The following is a 25,131-nucleotide window of genomic DNA, read 5'->3' on the forward strand; positions in this document are numbered from 1 at the left end:
CGAGGGACCCTGACCTGGACGGAGTCGTCCGGGCCGCACCCCTGTCGTACGTGGGGACGGACGGACGCGGCCGTGGCCTCGGCTGCCGAAGGGTGACGCCGAACGCTCGAAGGCTCGTCGACCCGCCGTCCCCGTCATCCGGCGGGGACAGGGGCGAGCCGGGAGCGCACCCCCGCCGTCGCGAACACCCAGCGGTTGGCCGCCAGGGCGTCGTTCGGCTCCGGAAGCGGCCCGCGGCCGTACAGGGCGGTGAAGTCGTACGGGGTGCGGACGGCCACCGCCCAGTCTCGCCGGGCGAGTTCGCCGGCCGAATCGGGCCGGGGCCGGGCGTCGAAGAGGGCCGGAAGGTCGATGCCGAGACGCTCCCGCGCCGCGACGTACACCGGGTTCGAGCACACCTCCGGCGACTCCGCGACCTCCTTGATCTCGTACGCCAGGGTGCTGCCGGCCGAGCTCAGCCGGTCCACCGTGGCAATGAGCCGTCGCTCGGCCTCGGCCGGAAGATAGAGCAGCAGGCCTTCGGCGAGCCAGGCGGTCGGTACGCCGGGGACGAAGCCCGAATCAAGCAGCGCCCGCGCCCAGTCGTCCCGCAGGTCGACCGCGAGCGTCCGGCGCTCGGCCACCGGCGTGGCGCCGGTCCGGTCGAGCACCCCCTGCTTGAAGGCCAGTACCTCCCTGGTGTCGACCTCGTGGACCGTGCACCCGGGCGGCCAGTCGAGCCGGAACGCCCGGGTGTCCAGGCCCGCGCCCAGCAGCACCACCTGGCGCACGCCCGTCCGCACGGAGCCGAGCAGGTGGTCGTCCAGTACGCGGGTGCGCAGACCGAAGTACCGGCCGAGCCGCCCCCAGAGCGGGTCGGCGATCCCGTCCCGAACCTGTTCCGGGTGGACCGGCCAGTCGGCCGAGACCGCTGCCTCGCGGACGAAGTGCTCCGCGAGCGGGTCCCGGGCCAGGGCGTCGGGGCGATGGGTCTCGATGGCGCGGGCGGCCGCCACCAGCAGCGCGGTGCGGCCCACGCCCTCCGCCACACCGGCGGTCAGCCCCGGGGCGGCGGGCACGCCTCCTCCTTCCGTTCGGGTTCGCCGTCGGACAGTGCTGCGGATACGGATACGGGGACGGGTACGGGTACGGGGACGAGTGCGGGCGTGACCCATGCCTCGTCGTCGTCCAATGTGGTGGTCCGTGCGCCGTAGAGGACCCTCATGAACCGCAGAACGCTGTCGTACGGCAGGTGCAGCGCGGTGGTGCAGTCCGTCAGTACGGTGACGTGGAAGCCCTTCTGGAACGCCGTGCGCGCGGTCGAGTCCACGCACACGTCCGCGAACAGCCCCGCGAACACCAGATGCCCGATGCCCCGTGCGGTCAGGTGCTCCTCGAAGCCCTCGCCCAGGAAGGCGTCGAAGCAGGCCCGCTTGGTGAAGACCCGCTCGCCCGGGCCCGGGACCACCCCGTGGAACTCGGCCCCGTGCGATCCCTCCAGGCATTTCGGCCGCTTGCCCAGCTGCTGGTCGCGCCACCGCCAACTGGCCCCCTGGTATGCGGAGTCACCGACGAAGCGGACGAAGACGACCTCGACGTCGCGCCGACGGGCCGCCTCGGCCGCCCGGACACTGCCGGCGACGACCGCGTCCAGAACGGCGGGGTCGCCGCCGAAGCGGGCCCGGGCCACGGGAGTCGCGCAGAAGTCGTTCTGCAGGTCCACGACGACCAGCGCCGTCCTCGACGCTCCGGTCATGACCCGCGGACCAGGGCCGCGGGCTGCGGGGCCTCAAGGGCGCCGAGCAGTGCGTCGACCACGGCGGTGGTGGAATGCCGGCCGCCGAGATCCGGGGTGCCCACGCCCCGCTCGTCCAGCGCGGCGAGTGCCGTCTCCGTGGCCCGTACGGCGCCGCCGCAGCCGCAGTGCCGTTCCGCGACGACAGCCGCCGCGCGGATCGTCGCCACCGGATTGACCAGGTTCCGGCCCGCCAGGTCGTCGGCGGAGCCGTGCACGGTCTGGTACTCGACCAGCCCGGCCGCGTCCGGATCGAGGTAGACGTTCTCCGTGCAGCGGTTCTCCTGCCGGTCGGAGCCGAACCGGTCGAGCAGCATGACGTGCATGATGTCGGCCCATTCGTTGCCGGCGATGAGCAGCGTGCGGTCCGGGAGACCGTGCGCGAGCAGATTGCGGTTGACCGTGTCCGGCTGGAAGACCTCGATCCGTACGCCGAGCCGACTCGCGAGGTCGGCCACCCAGGCGTCGAAGGCTCCGTCGAGCAGATGGAACTTGTACGCCATCACGATCCGGCCGATGTCCCCGTCGGGCCACTCGCGCCGCGCCCGCTCCAGGGCGTAGCCGACGACCGCCTCGGTGACCTCGCGGCTGAAGGTCAGCGTACGGGTGACCTCGCCGGGGGCGTGCCGGTTCTCGCCGGTGTAGAACCCCTGCGCCTGGTCCCGCACGAGCAGCAGGGACTCCTTCTGGCTCGTGAGGAGGTCCACCTTCACGGCGCGCAGGCGCCGGCGCACGAGGTAGAGGGACTGGGCGTTGATCGCGGTGCGGAAGACGGCGGGTGTGCCACGCCGTCCCTGGTCGCGGCAGAACCGTTCGTAGTGATCCGCGTCCTCCGCTGTCAGCTCGTTCATGCGGGCGACGTCGTGGTCCGCGCGGAGCGAGACGTACGAGTGGTAGAGACGCGGGGAGCGCACGAGCTCCACGCCGACCGGGTGCGCGGCGGTGAGCGTGCCGAGCACCCGCTCGAAGACGTCGGCGAGCTCGGGGCCGGTGCCCCGGCCCACCGCCAGCCCGATCACAGGCTTGACGGCGGATAACTCCCCACCGTGCACACCCTGTCGGGCGATCCGATGCGTCACCGGGATGCGCCGCCGGTCAGGTGGTCGCCGGGGATGCCGGCCTTCTCGGGCCGGTAGTAGTCCCGGATGCCGTCCGCCCACGTGGCCACGGGGATACGGTCGCCCTCGACCGGTTCGAAGGCGTCGAACAGGGCCTCGATGTTGGCCGGTTCGAAACCGATCGCGGTCATCAGAGCGAGGAACTCCGGCCGGGCGACGAAGCCGTCACCGTCCGGGTCGCCCATCCCGGCGAGCGCCTCGGCGAACTCGTTCACGGTGGCGTCGAACCGCTGGGGATCGAGCACGACGGCCGAGAACTCCTGGGGGCTGATCCGCCCGTCGCGGTTGGTGTCCAGCTCGGTCTCGAGGGTGTTCCAGTACGCGCGGAACGCCCCGAGCAGCCGGCCCTTCGCGACGTCGCCGGCCGCGGGCACCGCCGCGACGACCCGGTCACCCATCAGGTCGAAGTCGGCGGGCTCGATGTAGCCGTTCCCGTCGGCATCGAAGAGCGAGAAGACGACGTGCACGCGGTCGGCGGCCTCGGTGGTGGTCATGCTGATGCGCCTCTGTATTTCCGGGAGTCGGGCGGTGTGGATCAAGAGTGCGCCGGGGCGTACCCCGGCGGCTGATCCATTGTCCGGTCGCCTCCGGAGCACTCACGGAACAGAAACGTGCCTGCACACACAAAGGAATGGAATCCACCGGTCGGCGAATGAAGCACCGCCTCCTTGGGAATCGACGCCTGCCCACCCACGGCGACGCCGCACAAAAGGACGCGCGCTGTCACACGGTCTTCGCCCTGCCCGGGAACCGGCCGGAGCCGTCGCTCAAGGTCAGCGAGGCGCGAGGAGGCAGAACTCGTTGCCCTCCGGGTCGGCCAGAACCGTCCAGGAGATGGCGGACTGGTCGATGCCGGGGTCGGTGGCGCCCAGGGTGCGCAGTCGGGCTTCCTCTGCTGCCAGGTCGTCACCGGGGTAGGGGCGGACGTCGAGGTGGACGCGGTTCCACCCGCTCTTGGTGTCGGGGGTGCGGAGGAACTCCAGGTAGGGACCGACGCCTTCGGCGGAGCACATGGTCGCGTGGTCGTCGGTCACCTCGTGCACCGTCCAGTCCATCGCCTCGCCCCAGAACCGGGCCATCTCGCGTGGGTCGGTGCAGTCGACCACGACCGCGGCGATCGGCCCGGTGTTCCGGTAGATCGGGCGGGGCTCCAGGACGCAGAACTCGTTGCCCTCCGGGTCGGCCATGACCGTCCAGGGGACGTCGCCCTGACCCACGTCGGCGAGAGTCGCGCCGAGCTCCTTCAAGCGTGCGACCAACTCGGCCTGATGGGCGGTCGAGGTGGTGGCCAGATCGAGGTGCACGCGGTTCTTGACCGTTTTGGGTTCCGGGCGGGCGACGATGTCGATGCAGACGGCCACGGGGTCGGGGTAGGTGAAGCCCACGGGTTCGAGGTTGGTCACGCCGGGTCCCTCGCTGTCGACACCCCAACCGAGTGCCTCCGCCCAGAACCGGCCGAGCGCGGAGTCGTCCTGGGCCTTCATGTTGATCTGCACGAGTCGTGTCGCCATGCCGCAGATCCTAGAAGCTGCCGCAGCCCAGGCTGGCGTGATCAGACATGCGCTCGACCATGTGCTGACTACGGTCGCGCTCTACGGACCTGAAGCCGCCTCGTCCCGCCAGTGGACGAACAGCTGCTCCGGGTCCCCCGTGTACGACCAGGGCACCCGGGTCGCCCGGTTGGCCAGCAGCCGGAAGACGTCCCCGGCCTCCTGCTTCCGACCCGCGTGGACCAGCCCGTGCGCCAGGTGGTTGAGGTCGGCGACGTCCTGCGCGTACGCCGTGGTCCGCCCGTCGATCCACTTCTCCATCGTCACGCTCAGGTCCCGCTGCGCCCGCTCGCCGTTCCAGTGGTACGTCAGGCCGATCGCTGTCCGGCCCTCGTGCTCCATGCGGTAGCGGTACTGCTCCGACCGCGAGACCAGCGGCAGCACCGTCAACGGCGAGCCGGCCGGGGCGTACTCCGCCGCGTCCCAGGCGAAGTTGTGCGCCTCGCCGTGCGAGCCGTGCCAGCGGGCCGACAGATAGCGCAGCGCCTGGTGGTGGCCCTCCCGGTGGTACGGGTCCCGGTTCCGGAGCTCCCGCCACCACTGCCCCATGTCGCCGTGCCCCGACTCGTACAGCCGGCCCAGCGCGATCAGCGAGACCCAGGGCTGGGGGTCGGCCGGGGCGAGTTCGGCCGCCCGGAGGCAGAACCGCGCCACCTGGTCGAGGACGTCCGCCGCCGGGGACGTACCGGAGCGCGCGGCGGCGAACATCCGCATCACCTCGGTCTCCGCGCGCAGCACGGCGGCGTCCGGATTCCGGGGTTCGGCGGCGTGCCACACGTCCACGGTGCGCCGCCCGGCCGCGGAGTCGGCGAGCAGCCGGACGCGGTGCGAGCGGCGGTCCCAGTCGGTGTGGGGCTGCTCGGCGAGCAGGTCGCGGGCGCCCTCCCAGCGGCCCATCAGCATGTCCTCGCAGCCGTCCGCGAGCGCACGGTCGCCGTACGTGTGGTCGTAGACGGGCTTGCTCGAACTGCGGCGCAGCCAGGCGGACATGGGCATGCTCCAGACGTCGGAGGTGAGGGGTCAGAAGTCGGAGAGGACGTCGTCCCGGCGGGCGGAGCCGACCGCCGGCCCGGACGCCAGGGGCCGGCTGCCGAAGGCGTCGAAGGAGTCGAAGGCGGCGGACTCGCCTGCCGGGCCGTCCTGTTCGAGGTGAGGCGCGGCCGACGCGGCGAGCGGGCGCGGCCGGTAGTAGCTCCGGCCCTGGAACCAGGAGACGACCATCGGGATCAGGCCGAGCGCCAGCGCACCGAGTCCGGTACCGAGCGCCTGGACGCCGAGTCCGGGCAGCGACTCGACGAAGACCCAGCCCATGAACACCGCGCCGCCGAGCGGCCACAACCCGACGAAGACGAGTGTGCCGACGGAGGAGAACAGCACCTTGCGGTGGGCGACGACGACGGCGAGTCCGGCCAGCGCGTAGTAGAACGCGATGTGCAGGCCCACGCCGGAGACCGCGTTCTCGACGAACGAGGTGCCCGAGCCCACCGTCACGGAGAGGACGAGGAGGAGCACCGCCACCGCCGCGACGGCGAGCGTGGCGACCCAGGGCGTGCGCCACTCGGGGTGGGTGCGGCCGAACACACGGGGCAGCGTGCGGTCGCGGCCCATGGCGAACAGCGTCCGGGTCGCCTGGACGAGGGTGGTCTCCAGCGTGGCGACCGTGGACAGCAGCACGGCGAGGGCGAGCAGCCGGCCGCCCCAGCCCGGCCAGATCGACTGGCCGAGCGCGGACAGGTACCCGGCCGGGTCGTCCGCGATCGCCGCCGGGCCGAGCACGCCCAGCGCGGAGACGGTGAAGAGCACGAAGACCGCGCAGGTCACCACCACGCCGATCAGGCCGCCGATACCGGAGGCACGTCGGCCGTCGCGGGTCTCCTCGCTCAGGTTGCTGGTGACGTCCCAGCCCCAGTAGGTGACGCCGGCGACGAGTGCGCCCGCGACGAAGGCCTGCGGGCCGTCGAAGTGGCCGAATCCCAGCCAGGAGAAGGAGAACCCGACGGCCTTGCGGTCCGCGAGGAGACCGGCGACGGCGAAGAGCAGCAGCAGGACGAGCTGGACGGCGCCGAGCGTCGTCCGGGCGATGGCACCGATCCGGCTGCCGCGCACGGCCACCAGGGCCATGATCAGGAACCAGCCGACGCCGATGGTGGTGGCCCACGCGGTGTTCTGGGCCGCGCCGGGGTCGATCAGCGAGAGCGTCGCCCCGCCGGCGGGCAGGGTCGCCGAGACGAGGAAGACGGTGGCCGAGCAGACCACCGCCCAGCCGCTCAGGAAACCGAGGAACGGGTGCAGGGAGCGGGCGACCCAGCTGTACGAGGCTCCCGCGTTGACGTCGAGCCGTCCGAGGTGCCGGAAGGCGAGCGCGATCCCGACCATGGGGATCGCGCAGTACAGCAGGACGGCGGGGGCGGCGAGTCCGGCGACGGCGACGATCAGGGGGACGATGCCGGCCACGGTGTACGCGGGTCCGCAGCCGACGATCGCCATCACCACGGAATCGAACGTGCCCAGGGCGCCGGCCCGCAGGCCACCGCCGCCTTCGTTGCCGGGCCTGTTGCTCAACGGACGCGCCTCTCCAGCGAAGTGAAGTGTGGGGGAGTTCCGGCCGACAGGTTTCGGCCGATCGCACAGATCTTCCTCACGCACCCGTGGTTTCACAAGAGGTATGACGCGGATTCAGTCGAATCGACAGGGCCAAGCGGCTGCTTTCGTTTCCTTGACGGAGGCAGCGCTTCGGATTTCGTCGTCACCTGTCCTGACGGAGAACCGCCTGAACACCTTGTGCGCAAACAGGTGCGACCCGGCCAAGTCGTCAGGTTTCGACCGGCTCGGAGTCGCGTTTGAGGGTGTCAGGCCTTCCCGAGCCCGCTCAGCAGCAGCTCCGCCGGGCGCTCGTACGCCTCCGCGTCCGCAAGCCCGGGTCGCAGCCGCCACCCGGCGCTGCGGGATCCGCACCTTCACCGACGCGATCACGTCCACGTGACGAAGCCGAAGCCGGTGGACCGCCCTCACCACACAGTCACGGCCTCAAGCCGGGAGACGCTCCCGCAGCCGTACGGCCTCGGCGAGAGCGTCCCCGGCCGACGTCACCTGTCGCCCGCCAGGTCCAGGTCGTCGCTGCGCGTCTCCTCGGCCGTGACCTCGACGCTGCGGGGGCGGCGCCACGGGCGCGGGATCGGAAGGGACACCGATCGCCACCACGACTCGCCCGGCAGCTTCCCCGCGGGTTCGAAGGGCTCGCCGGGGTGGGGGAAGGCCACCGCCTGGCCGGCCTCCTCGGCCGCGTCCCTCGTCCACTCGCCCGGTTCCGCCCAGGCGTGCGGAGCCAGGCTGAACGTGCCCCAGTGGATCGGCAGCAGCACTCCGCCCGGAGCGCCTCCCTGCAGGTCGAGGTGGGTCTGGACCCCCTCGGCGGGCGTCATGTGGATGTCGGTCCAGAACTCCGAGTAGGCGCCGATCTGGATCATGGTGATGTCGAAGGGGCCATGGGCGGCGCCGATGTCCTTGAAGCCGGAGAAGTAACCGGTGTCGCCGCTGTGGAAGATCCGGTGGGCCGGTCCCTGCACGACCCAGGACGCCCAGAGCGTGTGCTGCTTGTTGCGCAGGCCCCGCCCGCAGAAGTGCCGGGCCGGGGTGGCCGTGAGCCGCAGTTCGCCGATCTCGGTGGACTCGTTCCAGTCCAGCTCGCGCAGGCGGGACGCGGGCACGCCCCAGTGCTCCAGGTGCGCGCCGACGCCGAGCGGCACCGCGAACACGGTGTCCGTGCCGGCCAGCGCCTTGATCGTCGGCAGGTCGAGGTGGTCGTAGTGGTCGTGCGAGATCACGACCACGTCGACCGGGCCGAGCTCGGCCAGCGGCACGGGCACCGGGTGAAGCCGCTTGGGGCCCGCGAAGGGGAACGGGGAGCAGCGGTCGCCCCAGACCGGGTCGAAGAGGACCCGGTGGCCGTCGATCTCCGCGAGCACGCCGGAGTGCCCCATCCAGGTCACGCGCAGACCGGTGGCCGGCGGCCTGGCCAGGTCGGCCAGGGTGGTCGGGTGGACGGGGATCGCGCCGGTGGGGGCTCGGCGCGCGCGTCCCTCCTTCTCGAAGTAGACCTTGGCGAAATCGATGCTGGACCCGGAGGGGCCGCGTCGCGCCGGTTCGGGGTTCTGGAAGATCCCGTCCGCGAAGTTCGGCGAGCGGTGGATCCGGGCGAGGCGCTCACCCGTGGGTTCCGCGCCGAAGGATTCCGGGCGCAGCGCGCGCAGCCGGGCCCGCGGCGAACGGTCGGAGCCGGTACCGGTCACAGGACCTCCTGATCTCTGGGGGTCGTTCCATTATGGGCGGCCCGGGACGGAGACGGCCGGGCGGTCCGTCATACTGAATCGTCGTTCAGTACGACCCACCCTGCCGGCCTTTGTCTCGTAGGAGATCCGCGATGCCTCCTTCTCCCCTTCTGTCCGTCTCCTGGACCGACCACGTGACCGGGCGCCGGGGCCATCTGGTGGTCGACCGGCTCGTACGCGGGGTGGCCAGCGGCGGCCTGCGGATGCGGGAGGGATGCACGGCCGAGGAGGTCGCCGGGCTCGCCCGGGGCATGACCATGAAGGAGGCCCTGCACTACGACCCCTCCGCCCGGTACGTGCCGCTGGGCGGCGCCAAGGGCGGCATCGACTGCGACCCCCGTTCCCCCGAGGCGTACGGCGTGCTCGTGCGCTACCTGAGCGCGATGCGGCCGTACGTCGAACGGTTCTGGACCACCGGGGAGGACCTCGGCCTCACCCAGGACCTGGTGGACCGCGCCGTGGCCGAGGTCGGGCTCGTCTCCTCGGTGCAGGCCGTGTACCCGCTCCTGGAGGACGAGGCGGAGGCCCGGAAGCGGCTCGCCGACGCGTTCGCGATCGAGGTGGACGGCATCGGGCTCGACGAGCTGGTCGGTGGCCTCGGGGTGGCCGAGTCCGTGCTCGTCGCGCTCGACCGGGCCGGGCGGGAGTACGCGGGGACCCGGGTGTCCGTGCAGGGCCTCGGCACCATGGGCGGGGCGACCGCCCGCTTCCTGGCCAGGGCCGGACTGCGGGTGGTGGCCGTCGCCGACGTCCGGGGCACGATCGTGAACCCCGACGGCCTCGACGTCGAGGCGCTGCTCGCCGCCCGGGACGGCCACGGGACCGTCGACCGTGCGGCACTGCGGCCCGGCGACCGCGAGGAGCCCGGGGACGCCTGGCTCTCGGTCGACGCCGAGGTCCTCGTCCCGGCGGCCGTCTCGTACGCGATCGACACCGCGAACCAGGGCCGGATCACCGCCCGCTGGATCGCCGAGGCGGCCAACATGCCGGTCCTGCCCGAGGCCGAGGAGGCGCTCGCCGCGCGCGGCGTGACCGTCCTGCCGGACGTGGTCGTCAACTCGTGCACCAACGCCTGGTGGTGGTGGACGCTCTTCGGTGACATCGAGGCCGACGCCGACCAGGCCTTCGAGCGGGTACGGGACGCGATGCGGGTCCTCGTCGGCGGGATGCTCGACCGGGCGGAGGCGGACGGCGTCAGCCCGCGCGCCGCGGCGCACGCGCTGGTGGACGAGCGGCTGCCGGTCATCGCGGAACGCTACGGCTGGTACTGACACCACCACGCGCCGCGATCAGGGATGATCATGCTCTTGTCATGTGCTGTGTAGGCTGCACGGCGTGGCGAGAGTGCGGTTGAGCGTGGCCGAGCGGCGGGACGAACTGCTGAGGGCCGCCGTCGAGCAGATCGAGGCGCGTGGCGTCTCGGCCGTCCGGATCTCCGACGTGGCCGCCGCGCTCGGGGTGAGCAACGCGCTCGTCCTCTACCACTTCTCCTCGAAGGAACAGCTGGTCGCCGCGGCCTTCGCGCACGCCGCCGAGGCCGACCTCGCCCAGCTGCGGCAGCTGCTCGGACGCCGCTCCACTGCGGTACGGCGGCTGCGGGCCGCGGTCCGCTGGTACGCCCCCACCGGCCAGGCCAAGGGCTGGCGGCTGTGGATCGAGGGCTGGGCGGTCTCGCTGCGCGACCCGGAGCTGCGCCGGGTCTCCGCCTCCCTCGACCAGGAGTGGAAGGCGGCGCTGACCCGGGTGATCGAGGAGGGGGTGGCCGCCGGGGAGTTCCGCTGCGCGGATCCGGCCGCGGCGGCCTGGCGGCTCACCGCCTTCCTCGACGGCCTCGCCGTACAGACGACGGCCTACGCCGGCTCCCTCTCCCGCACCGCGATGCTCCGCTGGGCGGACGAGGCCCTCGCCCGAGAACTGGATCTCCCGGCCGACGCCCCGATGACGGCGAGCGGGGCGGCACGGACCGAGGAGGATCCGACGGCCGGACGAAGCGAGACGAGAGGCGACGGGACCCCGGCGGCCGAAGCCGGGAAGGCCGACGACGGTGGCGACCCGGTGGCCCGGGGTGGGGCCGCGGCCGGCGAGTCGACCGGGGCCCGAGGTGGGGCCGCGGCCGGCGGGCCGTCCGGTCAGATCAGTTCGTAGACCGCCGAGACCGTGACCTGCTCCTCGATCTCGCCCGGCGCCAGCGGCACAGTCGGTTCGTCCGCCGGGACGCCCGGGGCCGCGCCCGGGCCCGGGCGGACCGACTCGCCCTCGCTCAGGGAGACCAGCCGGCCCAGCCGGTGGCCGCTCAGCCTGGCGTGCTGCGAGGCCTTGTCGTACGCGTCCCGGTAGGCGGCCTCACGGGCCTTCGCCCGCAGCGCCGAGGGGTCGGCGACGTCGAAGACGACACCGTTGACCCGGCCCGCGTTCCCGGTGGCCTCGTTGACGGCGCCGATGACCTGGCCGGTCCGGTCGAGGTCGCGGACCTTCACTGAGAAGGACTGCCCCGCCTGATAGCCGGTCACCTTGCTGTCCCCGGCGGTGTTCTGGGTGTAGACCGGGGCCAGTGAGAGGTTGTCGGTGCGGATGTCCCGGTCGGCGATCCCCTGCTTGTGCAGGACGTCGAGGAGCGCCTCGGCCGAGGTGGTCTGCGCCGCCATCGCCTCCTTCGCCGTCGGGCGGGTGGCCTCGACCCCGACGGACAGCAGCGCCAGGTCGGGGGCGGCGGACGCGCGGCCGTTGCCCGTGACGGTGACCGTGGCCGTGGTCGTGGCCGGGTCGGGGGCGGCGGTACGGAGGGCGGTCCGCCCGGGCGCAGCGGCCAGGGCGGGGGCCGCGGTGCCGGCGAGGAGGCCGCCAAGCAGGGCGGTGGCGGCGAGCAGACGGGCGGTGCGGGCGGCGCTTGGCCGGCGGATCGTCACAGGCGGTCCCTTCGGAGGGTGGGTGCCGGGGCTCCGGCGGGCACATCCCAGCACCCGGCGCCGCCGCCTCCCGCGCGCCACTCCTGACCGGCGGCTCCCTTCACCTCTCCGCACCAACCGCCCGGCCCACGCCCTAGGTCTGGACGAGCGGCTCGTACTCTTCGGGCCGGAGCCCGAAGGTCCAGGCGACGCCCTCCCGCGCGGTCCGGGTCGTGGGCGGCACCCTCAGCCAGTACGTCCGGTGGGTGCCGTCGGGCTCGGGCGTGGAGTTCACGACCTCCACCATCACGACGTCCTCGTCGTCGGCGAGTTCGATCCGCCAGAGGACGCCCGTCTCGTCGCTGTGCTCGTGCCGGGCGCCGGAGGCGGCGAGGTACCGGTCGTAGCCGTAGTACTCCAGCATCACGCGCCGCAGTTCGGCGTTCTCCTCCTCGCGTATCCGCTCGGGGGTGAGGTCGGCGAGACCGGCGAGGAACTCGGCGGGCACCGGCATGCCCCGCCAGGCGTGGAGGGCGAACCCGTCGGCGAAGGCGAGCGCGGGGCCGTCGCCCCGGTCGAGCCTGCCCGCCTCGTCCCGGTGGAGTTCGACCGGGCGCTCGCAGACCACGACGGCGTTCTCGTACGGCCACCACCAGCCGGCGTGCCCGGCGACGGCGGCGAGGCCCGCGAGCCGGTCGCCGTGCCCGTCGAAGGCGGCGAGCCAGGCCGCGTCGTGCTGCCCGAGCACGGCGTCGAGGAGCAGCAGTCGCGCGTCCGCGCCCGCCGCTTCCGTCACCCCCGCCCGTATCCGGTCCGCGAGGCTCCGCGTCAGGTCCCAGAGCCGCGCCCCGGTCGTCTGCCAGTGGGCCGCCCAGCCGGCCGGGCCGAGCGCGTCGTGGAGGCGGCGGCGCTCCTCGGCCCACGGCCGGGTGCGTACGTCCTCCCGTACCGAACGGCCCCGGTCCGCCAGGCCCCGTACGAGCGTGACGGCGGCGAGCGGCGAGTCCGCCCACAGGACGCGCTCCGGTTCGGCGAGGCCGGCGGTGCGGTACGCGAGCCGGATGCCGGCCTCGGCGGCGGCGCGGTCGGCGGGCCCGGTGGCGGCGGCGACGGCCCGCCACTTGTCCACGGCGGTGGTGCGGTTCATCTCGTTCTCCCCCATGTCCTTCACTTCACTCCGGCGGACATCAGTCCGCCACGATCCGGTACGCCCCCGGCACGTACTCCCGCTGCCGCACCACCCGGTACCAGCCCTTGGGGAGCGGTATCGGCGCGTGCTCCTCGTGCACCACCCGGCCGCCCTCGGGCAGTTCGAGCAGGAGCGGGCCCAGCGGCCCCGGTTCGCGCACGAGCCGGCCGGGGCCGGGGATCGCATGGGCGTGCCCGGTGACCTCGCCGAGGGCGAGGAGCAGGCGGCCCCGGGCGTCCCTCGGCTCCCCCGCCGCCGACTTCACCCGCTCCGGAACGGCCGTCTGTGCGACGGGCGCGATCAGCACGTCTCCCTGCCGGTACATGGCTCTGCCCTCCCGTCCGGCACGGGCGGCCGAACACGAGGACGACGCTAGGACCCGGCACTGACAATCGGTCCGGACACCACCCGGCGAGGGGCGTTGTCGGTGCCGCTTGGTAGAACTCTCTCCATCAGCCGACCCACCCCGACCGTTGTCTGGAGCACCGTCATGACCGTTGGCACCTACCTGCAGGAATTCCACGGCCTGCCCGTGTTCGACTTCCCGGGCGCGGATGCACAGGTCGAGCTGCCCGCGCCGGACACGGTCGCCTGGCGGATCTCCGCCCCGACGTACTCCGATCCCGGGGACGAGCTGTGGGGGCCGCAGTTCGAGCGGTTCCTGAAGACGGTCGACACGGGCCGGGTGCGCGCGCTGGTCGTCGGCGGCTGGGACGAGGCCTACGAGAACTCGTCCGCGGACATCGTCACCGCGCTGATCGGCGCCAACAACCGGCTGACCGGCCTGGAGGCGGTCTTCCTCGGCGACATGACGAGCGAGGACTGCGAGATCTCGTGGATCATCCAGTCCGACGTGACGCCGCTCCTCGCCGCCTACCCGGCCCTGACGGAGTTCGGGGTGCGCGGTGGCTCGGAGCTGGCCTTCCCGTCGATCCGGCACACCGGTCTGCGGACCCTGGTCGTCCAGACCGGCGGCCTCCGCGCCGCGGTGGTGCGCGGCATCGTCGGCAGCGACCTGCCCGCCCTGGAGAAGCTGGAACTCTGGCTCGGCACCGACGAGTACGGCGGCGACAGCACCACCGACGACCTGGCGCCGCTGCTCGCCGGCACGACGTTCCCCGCCCTGCGCGACCTGGGCCTGTGCGACAGCGTGATCCAGGACGCCGTGGCCGCCGCCGTCGCGGGCGCGCCCGTCGTCGCCCGGATCGAGCGGCTCGACCTCTCCATGGGCGTGCTCACCGACGACGGTGCGGCGGCGCTCGTCGACGGACAGCCGCTGACCCATCTCACCCACCTCGACCTCTCCCACCACTATCTGTCGGAGGCGATGTGCGAGCGCGTCCGCGCCGCGCTCGTCCCGCACGGTGTGACCGTCGATCTCGACGACGCGCAGGTGGCGGAGGACGACGGCGACGGGGACGTCTGGCGCTACGTCGCGGTCGCCGAATGACCTCCCGCCCGCGCCTCGTGGAGGTCGGGGATCCGCCGGATCGCCGACGACCGCGCCTCGTGCCCGTCGTTGATCCGCCGGGCCGCCGGCGACCGCGCCTCGTCGTCGTGGGCGATCCGGCGGGCCGCCGCGTCGCGTTCTTCCAGGACGCGCTGCGGACCGCCGGGCTGCCCGAGGCGCGGGCGGTGTCCTGGCCGGACGTGCTCCGGGGCCGGGCGCGGTTCGCCGCGGGCGAGACCGTGCGGCTGGATTCTCCCGGCGAGGATCCGGAGGCCGACCGGCTGCTGCGCGGGGTCGACGATCCTGCCCGGGTCGAGGGCACCGGCCGCTGGTACGGGCGGTTCGTCGCCGCCGTGGCGGACCTCGCCCGCTCCGTCGCCGAGGCGGGCGCCGTTCTCGTCGACGACCCCGCCGAGCTCGCGGTCCTGTTCGACAAGCGGCTGAGCCACGGCCGGCTGAGGGCGGCCGGGGTCCCCGTGCCCGAGTCGCCGACCTCGGGAGCCGACGCCCCGGCGGTGCGCGGCTGGACGGACGTCAGGGCGCTGACCGCCGGGAGCGGCATGCGCCGGGTGTTCGTGAAGCTCGCGCACGGCTCCTCCGCCTCGGGGGTGCTCGCGCTGGAGACGAACGGCGCGGGCCGGGTCCAGGCCACCACCTCGGTGGAGCGCGGAGCCGACGGTCGGCTCTTCAACTCCCTGCGGGTACGGCGCTACACGAGCGAGCCCGAGGTCGCCGCGATCGTGGACGCCCTCGCCCCCGACGGCCTGCACGTCGAGCGCTGGCTGCCGAAGGCCACGCAGGACGGCCGGGCCGCCGATCTGCGGGTGGTGGTGATCGACGGGCGCGCCACCCACGCCGTGCTCCGCACCAGCCGTTCCCCCATGACCAATCTGCACCTGGGCGGCGCCCGGGGCGATCTGGCCGCGGCACGGGCGGCGATCGCGGCGGCCGGGGGCAGCTGGGCGGACGCCCTCGGGGTGTGCGAGCGGGCCGCCGCCGCCTTCCCGGGCACCCGGTGCGTGGGCGTGGACCTGCTGCCCGCGAGCGGCTGGCGCCGGTTCGCCGTGGGCGAGGTGAACGCCTTCGGCGATCTGCTGCCCGGGCTGACGGGCCTGCCCGGCAGCGGCGCCGAGGGGCTCGACACGTACGCGGCCCAGGTCGCGGCGCAGTTCGGGAACGCACCCGGCATCCCCCGTACCCCCCTGGACATCCCCGGCACCACAGGAACGAGCACCACGTGAACCAGCCCGACATGAACGCGATCGTCGGCAGCCACGACCTGCTCCTGGTCACCCTCGACACCCTCCGGTACGACGTGGCGGCCGAGCTCGCGGCCGAGGGCCGTATCCCGAACCTGGCCCGTCATCTCCCCGGCGGCGTCTGGGAGCGGCGGCACGCGCCCGGGAGCTTCACGTACGCCTCCCACCAGGCGATCTTCGCCGGCTTCCTGCCGACCCCCGCGGCGCAGGGGCCTCACCCCCGGTTGTTCGCGGCCCGTTTCGCGGGCAGCGAGTCGACCGCCGACGGCACCTGGGTCCACGACACTCCGGACTTCGTGTCCGCCCTCGCGGGCGAGGGGTACCGGACGGTCTGCGTCGGCGGCGTGGGCTTCTTCAACAAGCAGCCGCCCCTCGGCTCCGTGCTCCCCGGCCTGTTCCGGGAGAGCCACTGGGAGCCCTCCTTCGGTGTCGCCTCCCCGTCCTCCTTCGAGGCCCAGGTCGCCTGCGCCGAGGAGGTCGTCGCCGGGCTTCCCCGCGAGGAGCGTCTCTTCCTCTTCGTCAACGTGTCGGCGCTGCACCAGCCCAACTGGTTCCATCTGCCGGGGGCGACCCGCGAGGCCGGCGACTCCCGGGAGACCCACGCGGCGGCCCTGGAGTACGTCGACCGGCACATCGGTCGGCTCTTCGCCGCGATGAGCAGCCGCCGCCCCTGCTTCGCGATCGTCTGCTCCGACCACGGCACCGCGTACGGGGAGGACGGCTTCACCGGGCACCGGCTGGGTCACGAGGTCGTGTGGACCGTGCCGTACGCGCAGTTCGTCCTGCCGGGACCCGAGGGCGAGGTGGCGGCGTGAGTGCCCTGAGCGACACCCCCGACACCCCCCGCCCGTACCGCAGCTACGTCTACGCCTACCCGCACAAGACGGCGTACCGCCCGCTCCCCGGGCGCCCGGAACTCGCCGGACTCTGGGCCGGGGAGCCGAAGGACGCCCTCTCCCTCTACGCGCACATACCGTTCTGCGAGGTCCGCTGCGGCTTCTGCAACCTCTTCACCCGGATCGGCGCCCCTGACGAGCTGACCACCCGTTACCTCGACGCCCTCGACCGCCAGGCCACCGTCGTCCGCGAGGCCCTCGGGGACGCGTCCCCGGTGCGGTTCGCCACGGCCGCGTTCGGCGGCGGCACGCCCACGTTCCTGACCGCCGCGGAGCTGTCGCGCCTGTGCGACATCGCCGAGAAGCGGATGGGCGTGGATCTGCGGGCGGTGCCCCTCTCCGTGGAGACCTCACCGGCGACCGCGACCGCCGACCGGCTCCGGCTGCTCGCGGACCGGGGCGCGACCCGGCTCAGCATCGGCGTGCAGAGCTTCGTGGAGGCCGAGGCGAGGGCCGCCGTCCGGCCCCAGCACCGCGCGGACGTCGAGGCGGCGCTCGGCCGGATCCGGGACACGGGGGTTCCCGTCCTCAACATCGACCTGATCTACGGCATCGACGGGCAGACGGAGCGGTCCTGGCGGGTCTCGCTGGACGCCGCGCTCGCCTGGCGGCCCGAGGAGCTGTACCTCTATCCGCTGTACGTGCGCCCGCTCACCGGTCTCGGCCGGCTCCAGGACCCGGCGGCCGCCGACCGGGAGTGGGACGAGCAGCGGCTGCGTCTCTACCGGTACGGCCGGGACCATCTCCTCGCGCACGGCTACGAGCAGGTGTCGATGCGGATGTTCCGCCGTGCGGACGCCGGTCCCGCGGGGCCGGACGACTACGCCTGCCAGACGGACGGCATGATCGGCCTGGGCTGCGGAGCCCGGTCGTACACCTCGGCCCTGCACTACTCCTTCGACTACGCCGTCGACATGCGGGAGATCCGCTCGATCATCGACGCGTACACGGAGACCGAGGACTTCTCCCGCGCCGCGCACGGATACGGGATGAGCGAGGCCGAGGCCCGTCGCCGTCATCTCCTCCAGTCGCTGCTGCAGGCCGAGGGCATGCCGGTCGCCGGGTACGAGGAGCGGTTCGGGTCCTCGCCGTTCGCGGACTTCGGCCCGGAGCTCGCCCGGTTCGAGGAGTACGGATGGCTGGATGCGGACGCTCCGGCGGGGCTGCTGCGGCTGTCGCCCGAGGGACTCGCGTACTCGGACGGGCTCGGCCCCGAGCTGTTCTCCCCCTCGGTGGCGGCCGCGATGGCCGCGTACGAGGCGAAGTAGGCGGCGGCCGTGGATCTCACTCTTCTCTACCGGGGGCCGCTCTCCTCCTGCGACTTCGACTGCCCGTACTGCCCGTTCGCCAAGCGCCGGGACAGCCGGGAGCAGCTGCGCGCGGACCGGGCGGCGCTCGAACGGTTCACCGGCTGGGCCGCCGCGCAGACCGGGGACCGGCTGCGGATCCTCTTCACCCCGTGGGGCGAGGGTCTGGTCCGCTCCTGGTACCGGCGGGCGCTGGTCGAGCTGTCGCGGCTGCCGCAGGTGGAGCGGGTGGCGATCCAGACCAATCTGAGCTGCCGGACGGAGTGGCTGGCCGAGGCCGACCCGGAGAGCGTGGCGCTCTGGTGCACGTACCACCCGGGGCAGACGGCGCCCGAGCGGTTCCTCGCGAAGTGCCGGGAGCTGGCGGAGCGGGGCGTCCGGTACAGCGTGGGCGTGGTCGGTCTTCCGGAGCACCGGGAGGACGCCCGCCGGCTGCGGGCCGCGCTGCCGCCGCACGTCTACCTCTGGGTGAACGCGGCCGAGGGGCACAGGTACACCGACGCGGAGGCCGAGGGGTGGACGGAGCTCGACCCGTTGTTCCCGTACAGCCGGCATCCGCACCGCTCGGCGGGGCTGCCCTGCCGCACCGGTGAGTCGGTGATCTCGGTGGACGGCGAGGGGACGGTGCGGCGCTGCCACTTCGTCAGGGCCGAGCTGGGGAACCTGTACGACGGCTCGTACCGTGCCGCCCTGCGTCCCCGCGCCTGCCCCCTCGCCGTCTGCGACTGCCACATCGGCTACGTCCACCTGGAGACGCTGCCGCTGTACGACGTGTTCGCCGGCGGGGTCCTGGAGCGGATCCCCGCCGCCGTACCGCCCGCTACAGGGGCATGAGGTCCGGACGCTTGGCCTCGACGTGGTCGCCGGAGCTCTCGCCGCGCAGCCGGCGCCCGATCCACGGCACCAGGTACTCCCTGGCCCAGTGGATGTCGTCGCGGCGCACTTCGAGCGTGCCGCGCGGCGGGACCGGCGGCCAGGGCTGGTCCGGGTCGGCGGGCACCGGCAGGCCGAGGACCTGGGCGGCGCGCAGGGCGACGCGGGTGTGTCCCTCGGGCGAGAGGTGCAGCCGGTCGTCGTCCCAGGCGCGCCGGTCCTGGACGGACTTCAGCGACCACAGGTCGAGGACCGGGCAGTCGTAGCGGTCCGCGATGGCCCGGACGTGTCCGTTGTAGGTGGCGATCTTGCCGCGCAGGTGCTTGAGCAGGGTCACGTCGCGGGTGTCGAAGCCGGTGGTCACCATGACCGTGCCGACGGCGGAGGTCAGGTCGGCGACGGCGCGCTCGAAGCGCTCGGCCACATCGTCCGGGTCCGTTCCGGGGCGGATGATGTCGTTGCCGCCCGCGCAGAAGGTCACCAGGTCGGGGGCGAGTTCCTTCGCCCGGGGGACCTGTTCCGCCACGATCTGGTCGAGAAGGCGCCCGCGTACGGCCAGGTTGGCGTAGCGGAAGTCGTCGTGCTCCGGCAGCTGGTCGGCGAGCAGGACCGCGAAGCGGTCCGCCCAGCCGACGTACGTCCCGTCGGGCCCGGGGTCTCCGACGCCCTCGGTGAAGCTGTCACCGATCGCCGCGTACGACCCGAATGCGTTCTTGTCTGTTGATGTCGAATCGTCTGCCACGGAAACACATCCTTCCCTTTCGGATGTGACCTACGCGACCGTAAGGAAGGGTTGACGGAGGGTGACATATGCCACCGATAAAGATTCCGCCAAGCCGGAATACGCCGGAAGCCCGGCACGTGCGTGCCGGGCTTCCGGAGGACGACGTGCCGTCAGATGCTCACGCCGTGCTGGCGCAGGGCGGCCAGCGGGTCGATGTCGGAGCCGTACTCCGGCCCGGTGCGCATCTCGAAGTGCAGGTGCGGGCCGGTGACGTTGCCGGTCGCGCCGGAGAGGCCGATCTGCTGGCCGCCGCTGACGGTCTCGCCGGCGGAGACGGAGATCGAGGACAGGTGGGCGTACTGCGAGAAGGTGCCGTCGGCGTGCTGGATGACGACCTGGTTGCCGTACGCGCCGCCGTCGCCCGCGGAGTAGACGGTGCCGGGGCCGACCGCGACGATGGTGGTGCCGGTGGAGGCGATGAAGTCGACACCGGTGTGGTAGCCGGAGGACCACATGGAGCCCGAGGCGCGGTACGGAGTGGAGATGCCACCGCTGACGGGGGCGAACCAGCCGGAGGAGGAGGTCGTGCCGGCCGACGAGGAGGTCGCGGAGGACGACGAGGCGCTGGTCGCGGCGGCGGCCGGGGCCGAGGAGCGCTCGCTGCTGCGGGAGGCGCGCGGGGCGTCGCCGTTCTTGCCGGAGCTCTGCGTGCTCTTGTGCGCGGCCTTCGGCGCGGCGGCCTTGGCGGTGCTCTTCGCGCCGAGGGTGAGCTTCATGCCGGGCAGGATCAGCGAGGGGTTCTCGCCGACGACCTGGCGGTTGTCCTTGTACAGCTTCTGCCAGCCGCCCGCGAGGTGGTGCTCGGCGGCGATCTTCGACAGGTAGTCGCCGCGGACGACGGAGTACGTCTTCGGCGCGGCCTTCGCAGCGGCGGGCGCGGCCTCGACGGCGGCGGCCTTCACCTGGGCGAGGGCCTGGGCGGGAGCGGCGGCCGGGGTGGCGGCGTGGGCGCCGGTGGCTCCGAGGAGCGGGAGGGCGACGACGGCGCCGCCGGTGCCGGCGGCGGCGATGCCACGGGTCAGGCGGTTGGCCTTGGGGCGGCGGTGCTTACCCTTCGCGGGCATGGCGAATTCCTCTCCGTCGCCTGCGAGGTGAGCTGTCGGGTTCGGACTGGAGATGTCCGGCCGCGTTCTCACGCGACTTCACCCCGAGCCGTCCTTCTTCGAGGGATCGGCGTACTTACCTGGGTCCCCCGCTCCTGCCTTGTACGGGTGAGTGCGGATTCCGGGCGGTGGCAGGATTCGGCGGTCCGACCGGAGTGAGCGCGACGCTAGACGAGTGGGGTCGGCGTGAACAAGCCACGGTTTTCAAGTGCTCTTGGATCGCGCAATATCCGTCCGGAATTCCGGTCACCCTCCGTGGATGACGGTCCCTCGATCTCCTTTTCCCGGGGGGTATTTGGAAAAGACGATCAGGCACGGTCCGTCACGGTTATGACGCTGCTCACGCGCCGGTCCCCATCTCCCCTGCAACCGGGGCGGGTTATACCGAACTCCTCAATACGGACAGATCACCCATTCCCGTCCGAGGGGGTGCGCGCTGCGACCCTCACCGGAGATGATTGCCCCAGGAACCGATCTACAGAACAGGAGCAGCCGTGACGGAGCAGCTGCCGCAGATCCCGCCCGCCGAAGCCGACGAGCCCGAGCTGGCGGAGGTCCGCAACTTCCGGGACGTGGGCGGCCTGCCGACGACGGACGGGCGCGCCGTCCGTTCCGGCCGCCTCTTCCGCAGCGGCCATCTCGCCCACGCGACGGAGGGCGACGCCGCCTTCCTCGCCTCGCTGGGCCTGCACACCGTCTTCGACTTCCGCAACGAGGCGGACCGGAAGATCGAGGGCGCGGACGTCGAGCTGCCCGGCGTGCGGAACGTGAACATACCGCTCAACGACCCGGCCGACGGCAAGGAGTTCTGGCGGCTGGTGCGCGAGGGCGAGATCGCGCAGCTGCGGGAGATCCTCGGCGACGGCAAGGCGGCCGCCCGAATGTCCCATTCGTACCGTAAGAACGTGCTGGAGCGGACCGAGGAGCACAGCCGGCTCCTCCACTCCATGGCGGAGGAGAGCGTCCCGGCCCTGCTGCACTGCGCGGCCGGCAAGGACCGGGCCGGGGTCGCCATCGCGATCACCCTGCTCGCGGTCGGGGTCGAGCGGGAGGCGATCGAGGCCGACTACGTGAAGTCGAACGCCCCGCACCGCCGCTACCGGGTACGCCGCAGCTCCACCTCCCCGGACGCGATGTCGCCCGAGGTGATGGAGCTGCTCAGCCCGCTCTTCGACGCGCGGGTGGAGTATCTGCGGGCCGCGTTCGAGACGATCGAGACGACCTGGGGCTCGGTGGACGGCTACCTCGCCGAGGGCCTGAAGCTGGCCCCGGAGACCCGCGAGCGGCTGCGGGAGCGGCTCCTCACCGAGGGATAGCCCCGGCTACTGGTTCTGCCCGCCCAGCATGAAGAGCAGGTAGAGGAAGCCGGCGAAGAGGTGGCCGGCGACCAGATAGGCGAAGAGGCGGAGCACGAGCCCCTTGGGGAACTTGCCTTCACCGCGCTCCTCGCCGGTGACCGGTACGGACTTCTCGGACATGTCGGTCCTTTCTGGTGCGTCAGCGCCGGTGCGGGGTCCCGTCGCCGAGGCACAGCTCGGCGGCGGGGCTCTGCATCAGGGTGTGAACGAAGAGCAGCTCGGCCCCGCCGGGTGTGGCGGCGCCGATCCGGTGCGGGGTGAGCGAGTCGAAGTGCGCGCTGTCCCCGGGGTCGAGCACATGGACGGCCTCGCCGAGCGCGAGCCGTACCCGCCCCTCCAGGACGTGGATCCACTCCTCGCCGGGGTGGACGCGCACGATGTCGGCCCGGGTGGCGTACGGCACGTGGACCCGCAGGCACTGGAGGGCGCGCCCGGCGCCGCCCGCCTGCCGGTAGATCCAGCCGTCGGCCTCGACGGGTTCGGAGCGGCCGGCCCGGACGACGGGGTCGCGCTCGGGGGGCGTCTCGCCCAGGAGCTCGGAGACCGTCGTACCGTAGATACGGGACAGGGCGAGCAGCATCGGCAGCGAGGGCTGCCGGTTCCCGGTCTCCAGGCGCGAGAGGTGGGCCGGCGAGAGACCGGCCCGCTGGGCGGCGGCCTCCAGGGTGAGTCCCCGGCGGCGGCGCAGGGCCCGCAGCTGGGGGGCGACGTCGGGCAGGACGTCGGGGGTGACGGGGTCCGGGGAGGTGTCCCCGGGGACGTGGTCCATGCGTCCATTCCGCCAGGATCGTGCCTCTGAGGCAAGTTTCTTGCCTCAGAGGCAAAACCCGCGTCGCGGCAGGCGTCAGCGCTGTGCGATCGCCTGCTTGACCAGCGTCTTCCCGAAGTCCCACATCAGCCCGCCGCCGCCGTGGGCGTCGTCCATGACCGCGGTGAAGGCGGTGACGAACCGGTCCACGTCCGCCTCGTCGATGACCAGCGGCGGGATCAGCTTGATCACCTCCAGGTGGTCCCCGGAGACCTGCGTGAGGATCCGGTGCCGCTGGAGCAGCGGCACGACGACCATCTGGGCGAAGAGACCCTTGCGGGCCGCCTGGAGCATCGTCCAGCGCCCGCGCAGACCGATCGAGGAGGGCCGCCCGAACTCGATCCCGATCATCAGGCCGCGCCCGCGGATCTCGTGCAGCAGCTCGTACCGCGGTACGAGCTCCTTCAGCCGGCCCGAGAGCAGCTCGCCGATCCGGCGGGCGTGCGCGACGGTGTCCTCGTCCTCCATGACCGACAGGACGGCGAGCCCGGCGGCCATGGCCTGCGCGTTCGATCCGAAGCTGGCCGAGTGGACCAGGACCCGGTCCATCGACGAGTAGACCTTCTTGAAGATCCAGTCCTTGCCGAGGGTGGCGCCGACCGGCACATAGCCGCCGGAGAGCGCCTTGGCGACACAGACCAGGTCCGGCTCGACGCCCTCCTCGTGCTGGTAGGCGTAGAAGTCCCCGGTCCTGCCGAGGCCGGTCTGCACCTCGTCCGCGATGAGCAGCGCGCCGTGCCGGTGCAGCAGCTCCTGCGCGGCCCCCAGGAAGCCCGGGGGCGCCTCGTGGACGCCCTTGCCCTGGATGGGCTCGACGACGAAGGCGGCCACGTCGCCCTTCCGCAGCTCCCGCTCCAGGGCGGCGAGGTCGCCGAGCGCGATCGCCGTGTCCGGGAGGAGCGGGTCGAAGCCCTCCCGGAAGCCCTGCTCGCCGTTGACGGAGAGGGAGCCGGTGGTGAGCCCGTGGAAGGCGTGGGAGCAGTAGACGATCCTGGTCCGGCCGGTGGCGTACCGGGCGAACTTGAGGGCGGTCTCCACGGCCTCGGTGCCGCTGTTGCCGAAGAAGACCCGGTCGAGGTGCGGGCTGTGGGCGAGCAGCTTCTCGGCGAGGAGACCCGGCAGCGGCGGGCAGTCGAAGCGGGTGAGGTCGGCGAGCTGGGCGTCCAGGACGTCGTGGAGGGCCTTGCGGACGACGGGGTGGTGCCGTCCGAGGCCCATCACGCCGAAGCCGGCGAGCATGTCGAGGTGGTCGACACCGTCGGCGTCCCAGAAGTGGGCGCCCTCGGCCCGCTCGTAGACCTTGTCGAAGCCGATGGTGTGCAGCATGCGGGGCAGCTGGTGGTTGAGGTACTTGGCGTGCAGCTCGTACCGCTCCGCGCCGCGCTCGGAGAGCAGCGCCCGCAGGTCGAACCCGCCGGTCATGACTTGTCGTTCCCGGAGACGGTCTCCCTGACCGCGCGCAGGGACTCCTTGAGGGAGCTCATGGTGGCGAGGACGGCGGTGGGCTCGTAGCCGCAGTGCGCCATGCAGTTGGCGCAGCGCGGGTCCTTGCCGCGGCCGTACTTGTCCCAGTCGGTGTCCTCGACGAGTTCGCGGTACGTGGGGACGTATCCGTCGCTCATCAGATAGCAGGGGCGCTGCCAGCCGAAGAGCGAGTAGTTGGGAATGGCCCAGGCGGTGCAGGGGAAGTCCGCCTTTCCTTCCAGGAAATCCAGGAAGAGCGGCGAGTGGTTGAGCCGCCAGCGGCGCCGGTTCCCGCCGGCGAAGGCCTTCTTGAAGAGTTCGCGGGTCTGCTCGACGCCGAGGAAGTGCTCCTGGTCGGGGGCCTTCTCGTAGGCGTAGGCGGGCGAGATCATCATTTCGTCGACCTGGAGGTCGTCGTTGAGGAAATTGAGCACCTCGATGATGGTCTGCGGGGTGTCGGTGTTGAAGAAGGTCGAATTGGTGGTGACCCGGAAGCCGCGCCGCTTGGCCTCCTTGATGGCCGCCACCGCCTCGTCGAACACGCCCTCCTTGGCGACGGACTCGTCGTGCCGCTCGCGCAGCCCGTCGATGTGGACGGCGAAGGCGAAGTACGGGGAGGGGGTGAACTTCTCCAGCTTCTTGCGCAGCAGCAGGGCGTTGGTGCAGAGGAAGACGTACTTCCTCCGGGCCACCAACTGGCGCACGATCTCGTCGATCTGAGGATGCATCAGGGGCTCGCCGCCCGCGATGGACACCATGGGGGCGCCGGACTCCAGGACCGCGCCGACCGCCTGGGCGACCGGCATGCGCTGCTTGAGGACACCCGCCGGGTGCTGGATCTTTCCGCAGCCCTCGCACTTGAGATTGCAGGCGTAGAGCGGCTCCAGCTCGACGATCAGCGGGAACTTGTCCCGCTTGCGGAGCTTCTGTTCGAAGAGGTAGGTCCCGACCCGGATGGACTGACGGAGCGGCATGGCCATAACTC

24 protein-coding genes, 1 pseudogene and 1 riboswitch are annotated in these 25,131 nt (G+C 72.4%); of the genes and pseudogenes, 8 read left to right on the forward strand and 17 right to left on the reverse strand.

Annotated elements, in window-relative coordinates:
* Positions 1-134 precede the first annotated feature (134 nt).
* From AC07AW_RS18775 to AC07AW_RS18810, 8 genes are all read right to left on the reverse strand, one after another.
* A complete protein-coding gene (locus AC07AW_RS18775) occupies positions 135-1,058 on the reverse strand; it encodes an SAM-dependent methyltransferase (protein WP_478816587.1) in 924 nt (307 codons plus the stop codon).
* On the reverse strand, positions 1,037-1,735 hold the full coding sequence (locus AC07AW_RS18780; protein WP_478816588.1) for a cysteine hydrolase family protein: 699 nt from the start codon (positions 1,733-1,735) through the stop codon (positions 1,037-1,039). The genes AC07AW_RS18775 and AC07AW_RS18780 overlap by 22 nt, the downstream gene beginning before the upstream one ends.
* A complete protein-coding gene (locus tag AC07AW_RS18785; RefSeq protein ID WP_478816589.1) occupies positions 1,732-2,793 on the reverse strand; it encodes an isocitrate/isopropylmalate family dehydrogenase in 1,062 nt (353 codons plus the stop codon). Before AC07AW_RS18785 ends, AC07AW_RS18780 begins: the two co-directional genes overlap by 4 nt.
* Positions 2,794-2,849: 56 nt before the next feature.
* Complete coding sequence (locus AC07AW_RS18790) at positions 2,850-3,386, reverse strand: EF-hand domain-containing protein (protein ID WP_478816590.1); 537 nt, start codon at positions 3,384-3,386, stop codon at positions 2,850-2,852.
* A gap of 279 nt (positions 3,387-3,665) precedes the next feature.
* On the reverse strand, positions 3,666-4,403 hold the full coding sequence (locus AC07AW_RS18795) for a VOC family protein (protein ID WP_478816591.1): 738 nt from the start codon (positions 4,401-4,403) through the stop codon (positions 3,666-3,668).
* Positions 4,404-4,484: 81 nt separating this feature from the next.
* Entirely contained in the window at positions 4,485-5,432 is a 948-nt protein-coding gene (locus AC07AW_RS18800) for a hypothetical protein (protein ID WP_478816592.1), read from the reverse strand.
* A gap of 30 nt (positions 5,433-5,462) precedes the next feature.
* Positions 5,463-7,004, reverse strand: a complete 1,542-nt coding sequence (locus AC07AW_RS18805; RefSeq protein WP_478816593.1) for an APC family permease — start codon at positions 7,002-7,004, stop codon at positions 5,463-5,465.
* A 524-nt stretch (positions 7,005-7,528) separates the two neighbouring features.
* Complete coding sequence (locus AC07AW_RS18810; protein ID WP_478816594.1) at positions 7,529-8,731, reverse strand: MBL fold metallo-hydrolase; 1,203 nt, start codon at positions 8,729-8,731, stop codon at positions 7,529-7,531.
* 131 nt (positions 8,732-8,862) lie between these two features.
* Here AC07AW_RS18810 and AC07AW_RS18815 point away from each other — a divergent pair, with 131 nt between their 5' ends.
* Positions 8,863-10,041, forward strand: a complete 1,179-nt coding sequence (locus tag AC07AW_RS18815) for a glutamate dehydrogenase (protein WP_478816595.1) — start codon at positions 8,863-8,865, stop codon at positions 10,039-10,041.
* A 64-nt stretch (positions 10,042-10,105) separates the two neighbouring features.
* Positions 10,106-10,702 (forward strand): annotated as a pseudogene (locus tag AC07AW_RS18820) (TetR/AcrR family transcriptional regulator); the annotation flags it as partial.
* A 197-nt stretch (positions 10,703-10,899) separates the two neighbouring features.
* Here AC07AW_RS18820 and AC07AW_RS18825 read toward each other — a convergent pair.
* The 3 genes from AC07AW_RS18825 to AC07AW_RS18835 all read right to left on the reverse strand — a co-directional run bounded on the left by AC07AW_RS18825 (position 10,900) and on the right by AC07AW_RS18835 (position 13,169).
* The gene (locus AC07AW_RS18825) at positions 10,900-11,676 is read right to left on the reverse strand and encodes an SIMPL domain-containing protein (protein ID WP_478816596.1); all 777 of its coding nucleotides are present in this window, start codon (positions 11,674-11,676) and stop codon (positions 10,900-10,902) included.
* Between the two features lie 133 nt (positions 11,677-11,809).
* Positions 11,810-12,802, reverse strand: coding sequence for a DUF6745 domain-containing protein (locus AC07AW_RS18830; RefSeq protein ID WP_478816597.1), 993 nt, complete (start codon positions 12,800-12,802; stop codon positions 11,810-11,812).
* Between the two features lie 40 nt (positions 12,803-12,842).
* Complete coding sequence (locus AC07AW_RS18835) at positions 12,843-13,169, reverse strand: hypothetical protein (protein ID WP_478816598.1); 327 nt, start codon at positions 13,167-13,169, stop codon at positions 12,843-12,845.
* 165 nt (positions 13,170-13,334) lie between these two features.
* Here AC07AW_RS18835 and AC07AW_RS18840 point away from each other — a divergent pair, with 165 nt between their 5' ends.
* From AC07AW_RS18840 to AC07AW_RS18860, 5 genes are read left to right on the forward strand one after another with little or no spacing between them, the layout of a single operon-like run.
* A complete protein-coding gene (locus AC07AW_RS18840; RefSeq protein WP_478816599.1) occupies positions 13,335-14,294 on the forward strand; it encodes an STM4015 family protein in 960 nt (319 codons plus the stop codon).
* Positions 14,291-15,535 (forward strand): STM4014 family protein, encoded by a 1,245-nt coding sequence (locus AC07AW_RS18845; RefSeq protein WP_478816600.1) that lies wholly within the window; start codon positions 14,291-14,293, stop codon positions 15,533-15,535. The genes AC07AW_RS18840 and AC07AW_RS18845 overlap by 4 nt, the downstream gene beginning before the upstream one ends.
* An 11-nt stretch (positions 15,536-15,546) precedes the next feature.
* On the forward strand, positions 15,547-16,368 hold the full coding sequence (locus AC07AW_RS18850) for an STM4013/SEN3800 family hydrolase (protein ID WP_478816899.1): 822 nt from the start codon (positions 15,547-15,549) through the stop codon (positions 16,366-16,368).
* Complete coding sequence (locus AC07AW_RS18855) at positions 16,365-17,717, forward strand: STM4012 family radical SAM protein (protein WP_478816601.1); 1,353 nt, start codon at positions 16,365-16,367, stop codon at positions 17,715-17,717. The genes AC07AW_RS18850 and AC07AW_RS18855 overlap by 4 nt, the downstream gene beginning before the upstream one ends.
* A 9-nt stretch (positions 17,718-17,726) precedes the next feature.
* Positions 17,727-18,590 (forward strand): STM4011 family radical SAM protein, encoded by an 864-nt coding sequence (locus tag AC07AW_RS18860; RefSeq protein WP_478816602.1) that lies wholly within the window; start codon positions 17,727-17,729, stop codon positions 18,588-18,590.
* Here AC07AW_RS18860 and AC07AW_RS18865 read toward each other — a convergent pair.
* Entirely contained in the window at positions 18,577-19,371 is a 795-nt protein-coding gene (locus tag AC07AW_RS18865) for an SGNH/GDSL hydrolase family protein (protein ID WP_478816603.1), read from the reverse strand. The two genes, AC07AW_RS18860 and AC07AW_RS18865, sit on opposite strands and share 14 nt — an antisense overlap.
* 152 nt (positions 19,372-19,523) lie before the next feature.
* Complete coding sequence (locus AC07AW_RS18870) at positions 19,524-20,477, reverse strand: M23 family metallopeptidase (RefSeq protein WP_478816604.1); 954 nt, start codon at positions 20,475-20,477, stop codon at positions 19,524-19,526.
* Positions 20,478-20,479: 2 nt separating this feature from the next.
* Positions 20,480-20,654, reverse strand: a riboswitch (cyclic di-AMP (ydaO/yuaA leader).
* Positions 20,655-21,010: 356 nt separating this feature from the next.
* Here AC07AW_RS18870 and AC07AW_RS18875 point away from each other — a divergent pair.
* The gene (locus AC07AW_RS18875) at positions 21,011-21,832 is read left to right on the forward strand and encodes a tyrosine-protein phosphatase (protein ID WP_478816605.1); all 822 of its coding nucleotides are present in this window, start codon (positions 21,011-21,013) and stop codon (positions 21,830-21,832) included.
* A gap of 6 nt (positions 21,833-21,838) precedes the next feature.
* On the opposite strand, the gene AC07AW_RS18880 is transcribed toward AC07AW_RS18875, so the two are convergent.
* The 4 genes from AC07AW_RS18880 to hpnH all read right to left on the reverse strand — a co-directional run bounded on the left by AC07AW_RS18880 (position 21,839) and on the right by hpnH (position 25,126).
* Entirely contained in the window at positions 21,839-21,994 is a 156-nt protein-coding gene (locus AC07AW_RS18880) for a DUF6126 family protein (RefSeq protein ID WP_017236655.1), read from the reverse strand.
* A 19-nt stretch (positions 21,995-22,013) separates the two neighbouring features.
* Positions 22,014-22,643 (reverse strand): helix-turn-helix domain-containing protein, encoded by a 630-nt coding sequence (locus AC07AW_RS18885; RefSeq protein WP_392156065.1) that lies wholly within the window; start codon positions 22,641-22,643, stop codon positions 22,014-22,016.
* A gap of 75 nt (positions 22,644-22,718) precedes the next feature.
* Entirely contained in the window at positions 22,719-24,104 is a 1,386-nt protein-coding gene (locus tag AC07AW_RS18890; protein WP_478816606.1) for an aspartate aminotransferase family protein, read from the reverse strand.
* The gene (gene hpnH / locus AC07AW_RS18895) at positions 24,101-25,126 is read right to left on the reverse strand and encodes an adenosyl-hopene transferase HpnH (protein WP_478816607.1); all 1,026 of its coding nucleotides are present in this window, start codon (positions 25,124-25,126) and stop codon (positions 24,101-24,103) included. The genes AC07AW_RS18890 and hpnH overlap by 4 nt, the downstream gene beginning before the upstream one ends.
* Positions 25,127-25,131 lie beyond the last annotated feature (5 nt).

The organism is Streptomyces sp. NPDC044003 (assembly GCF_056435185.1).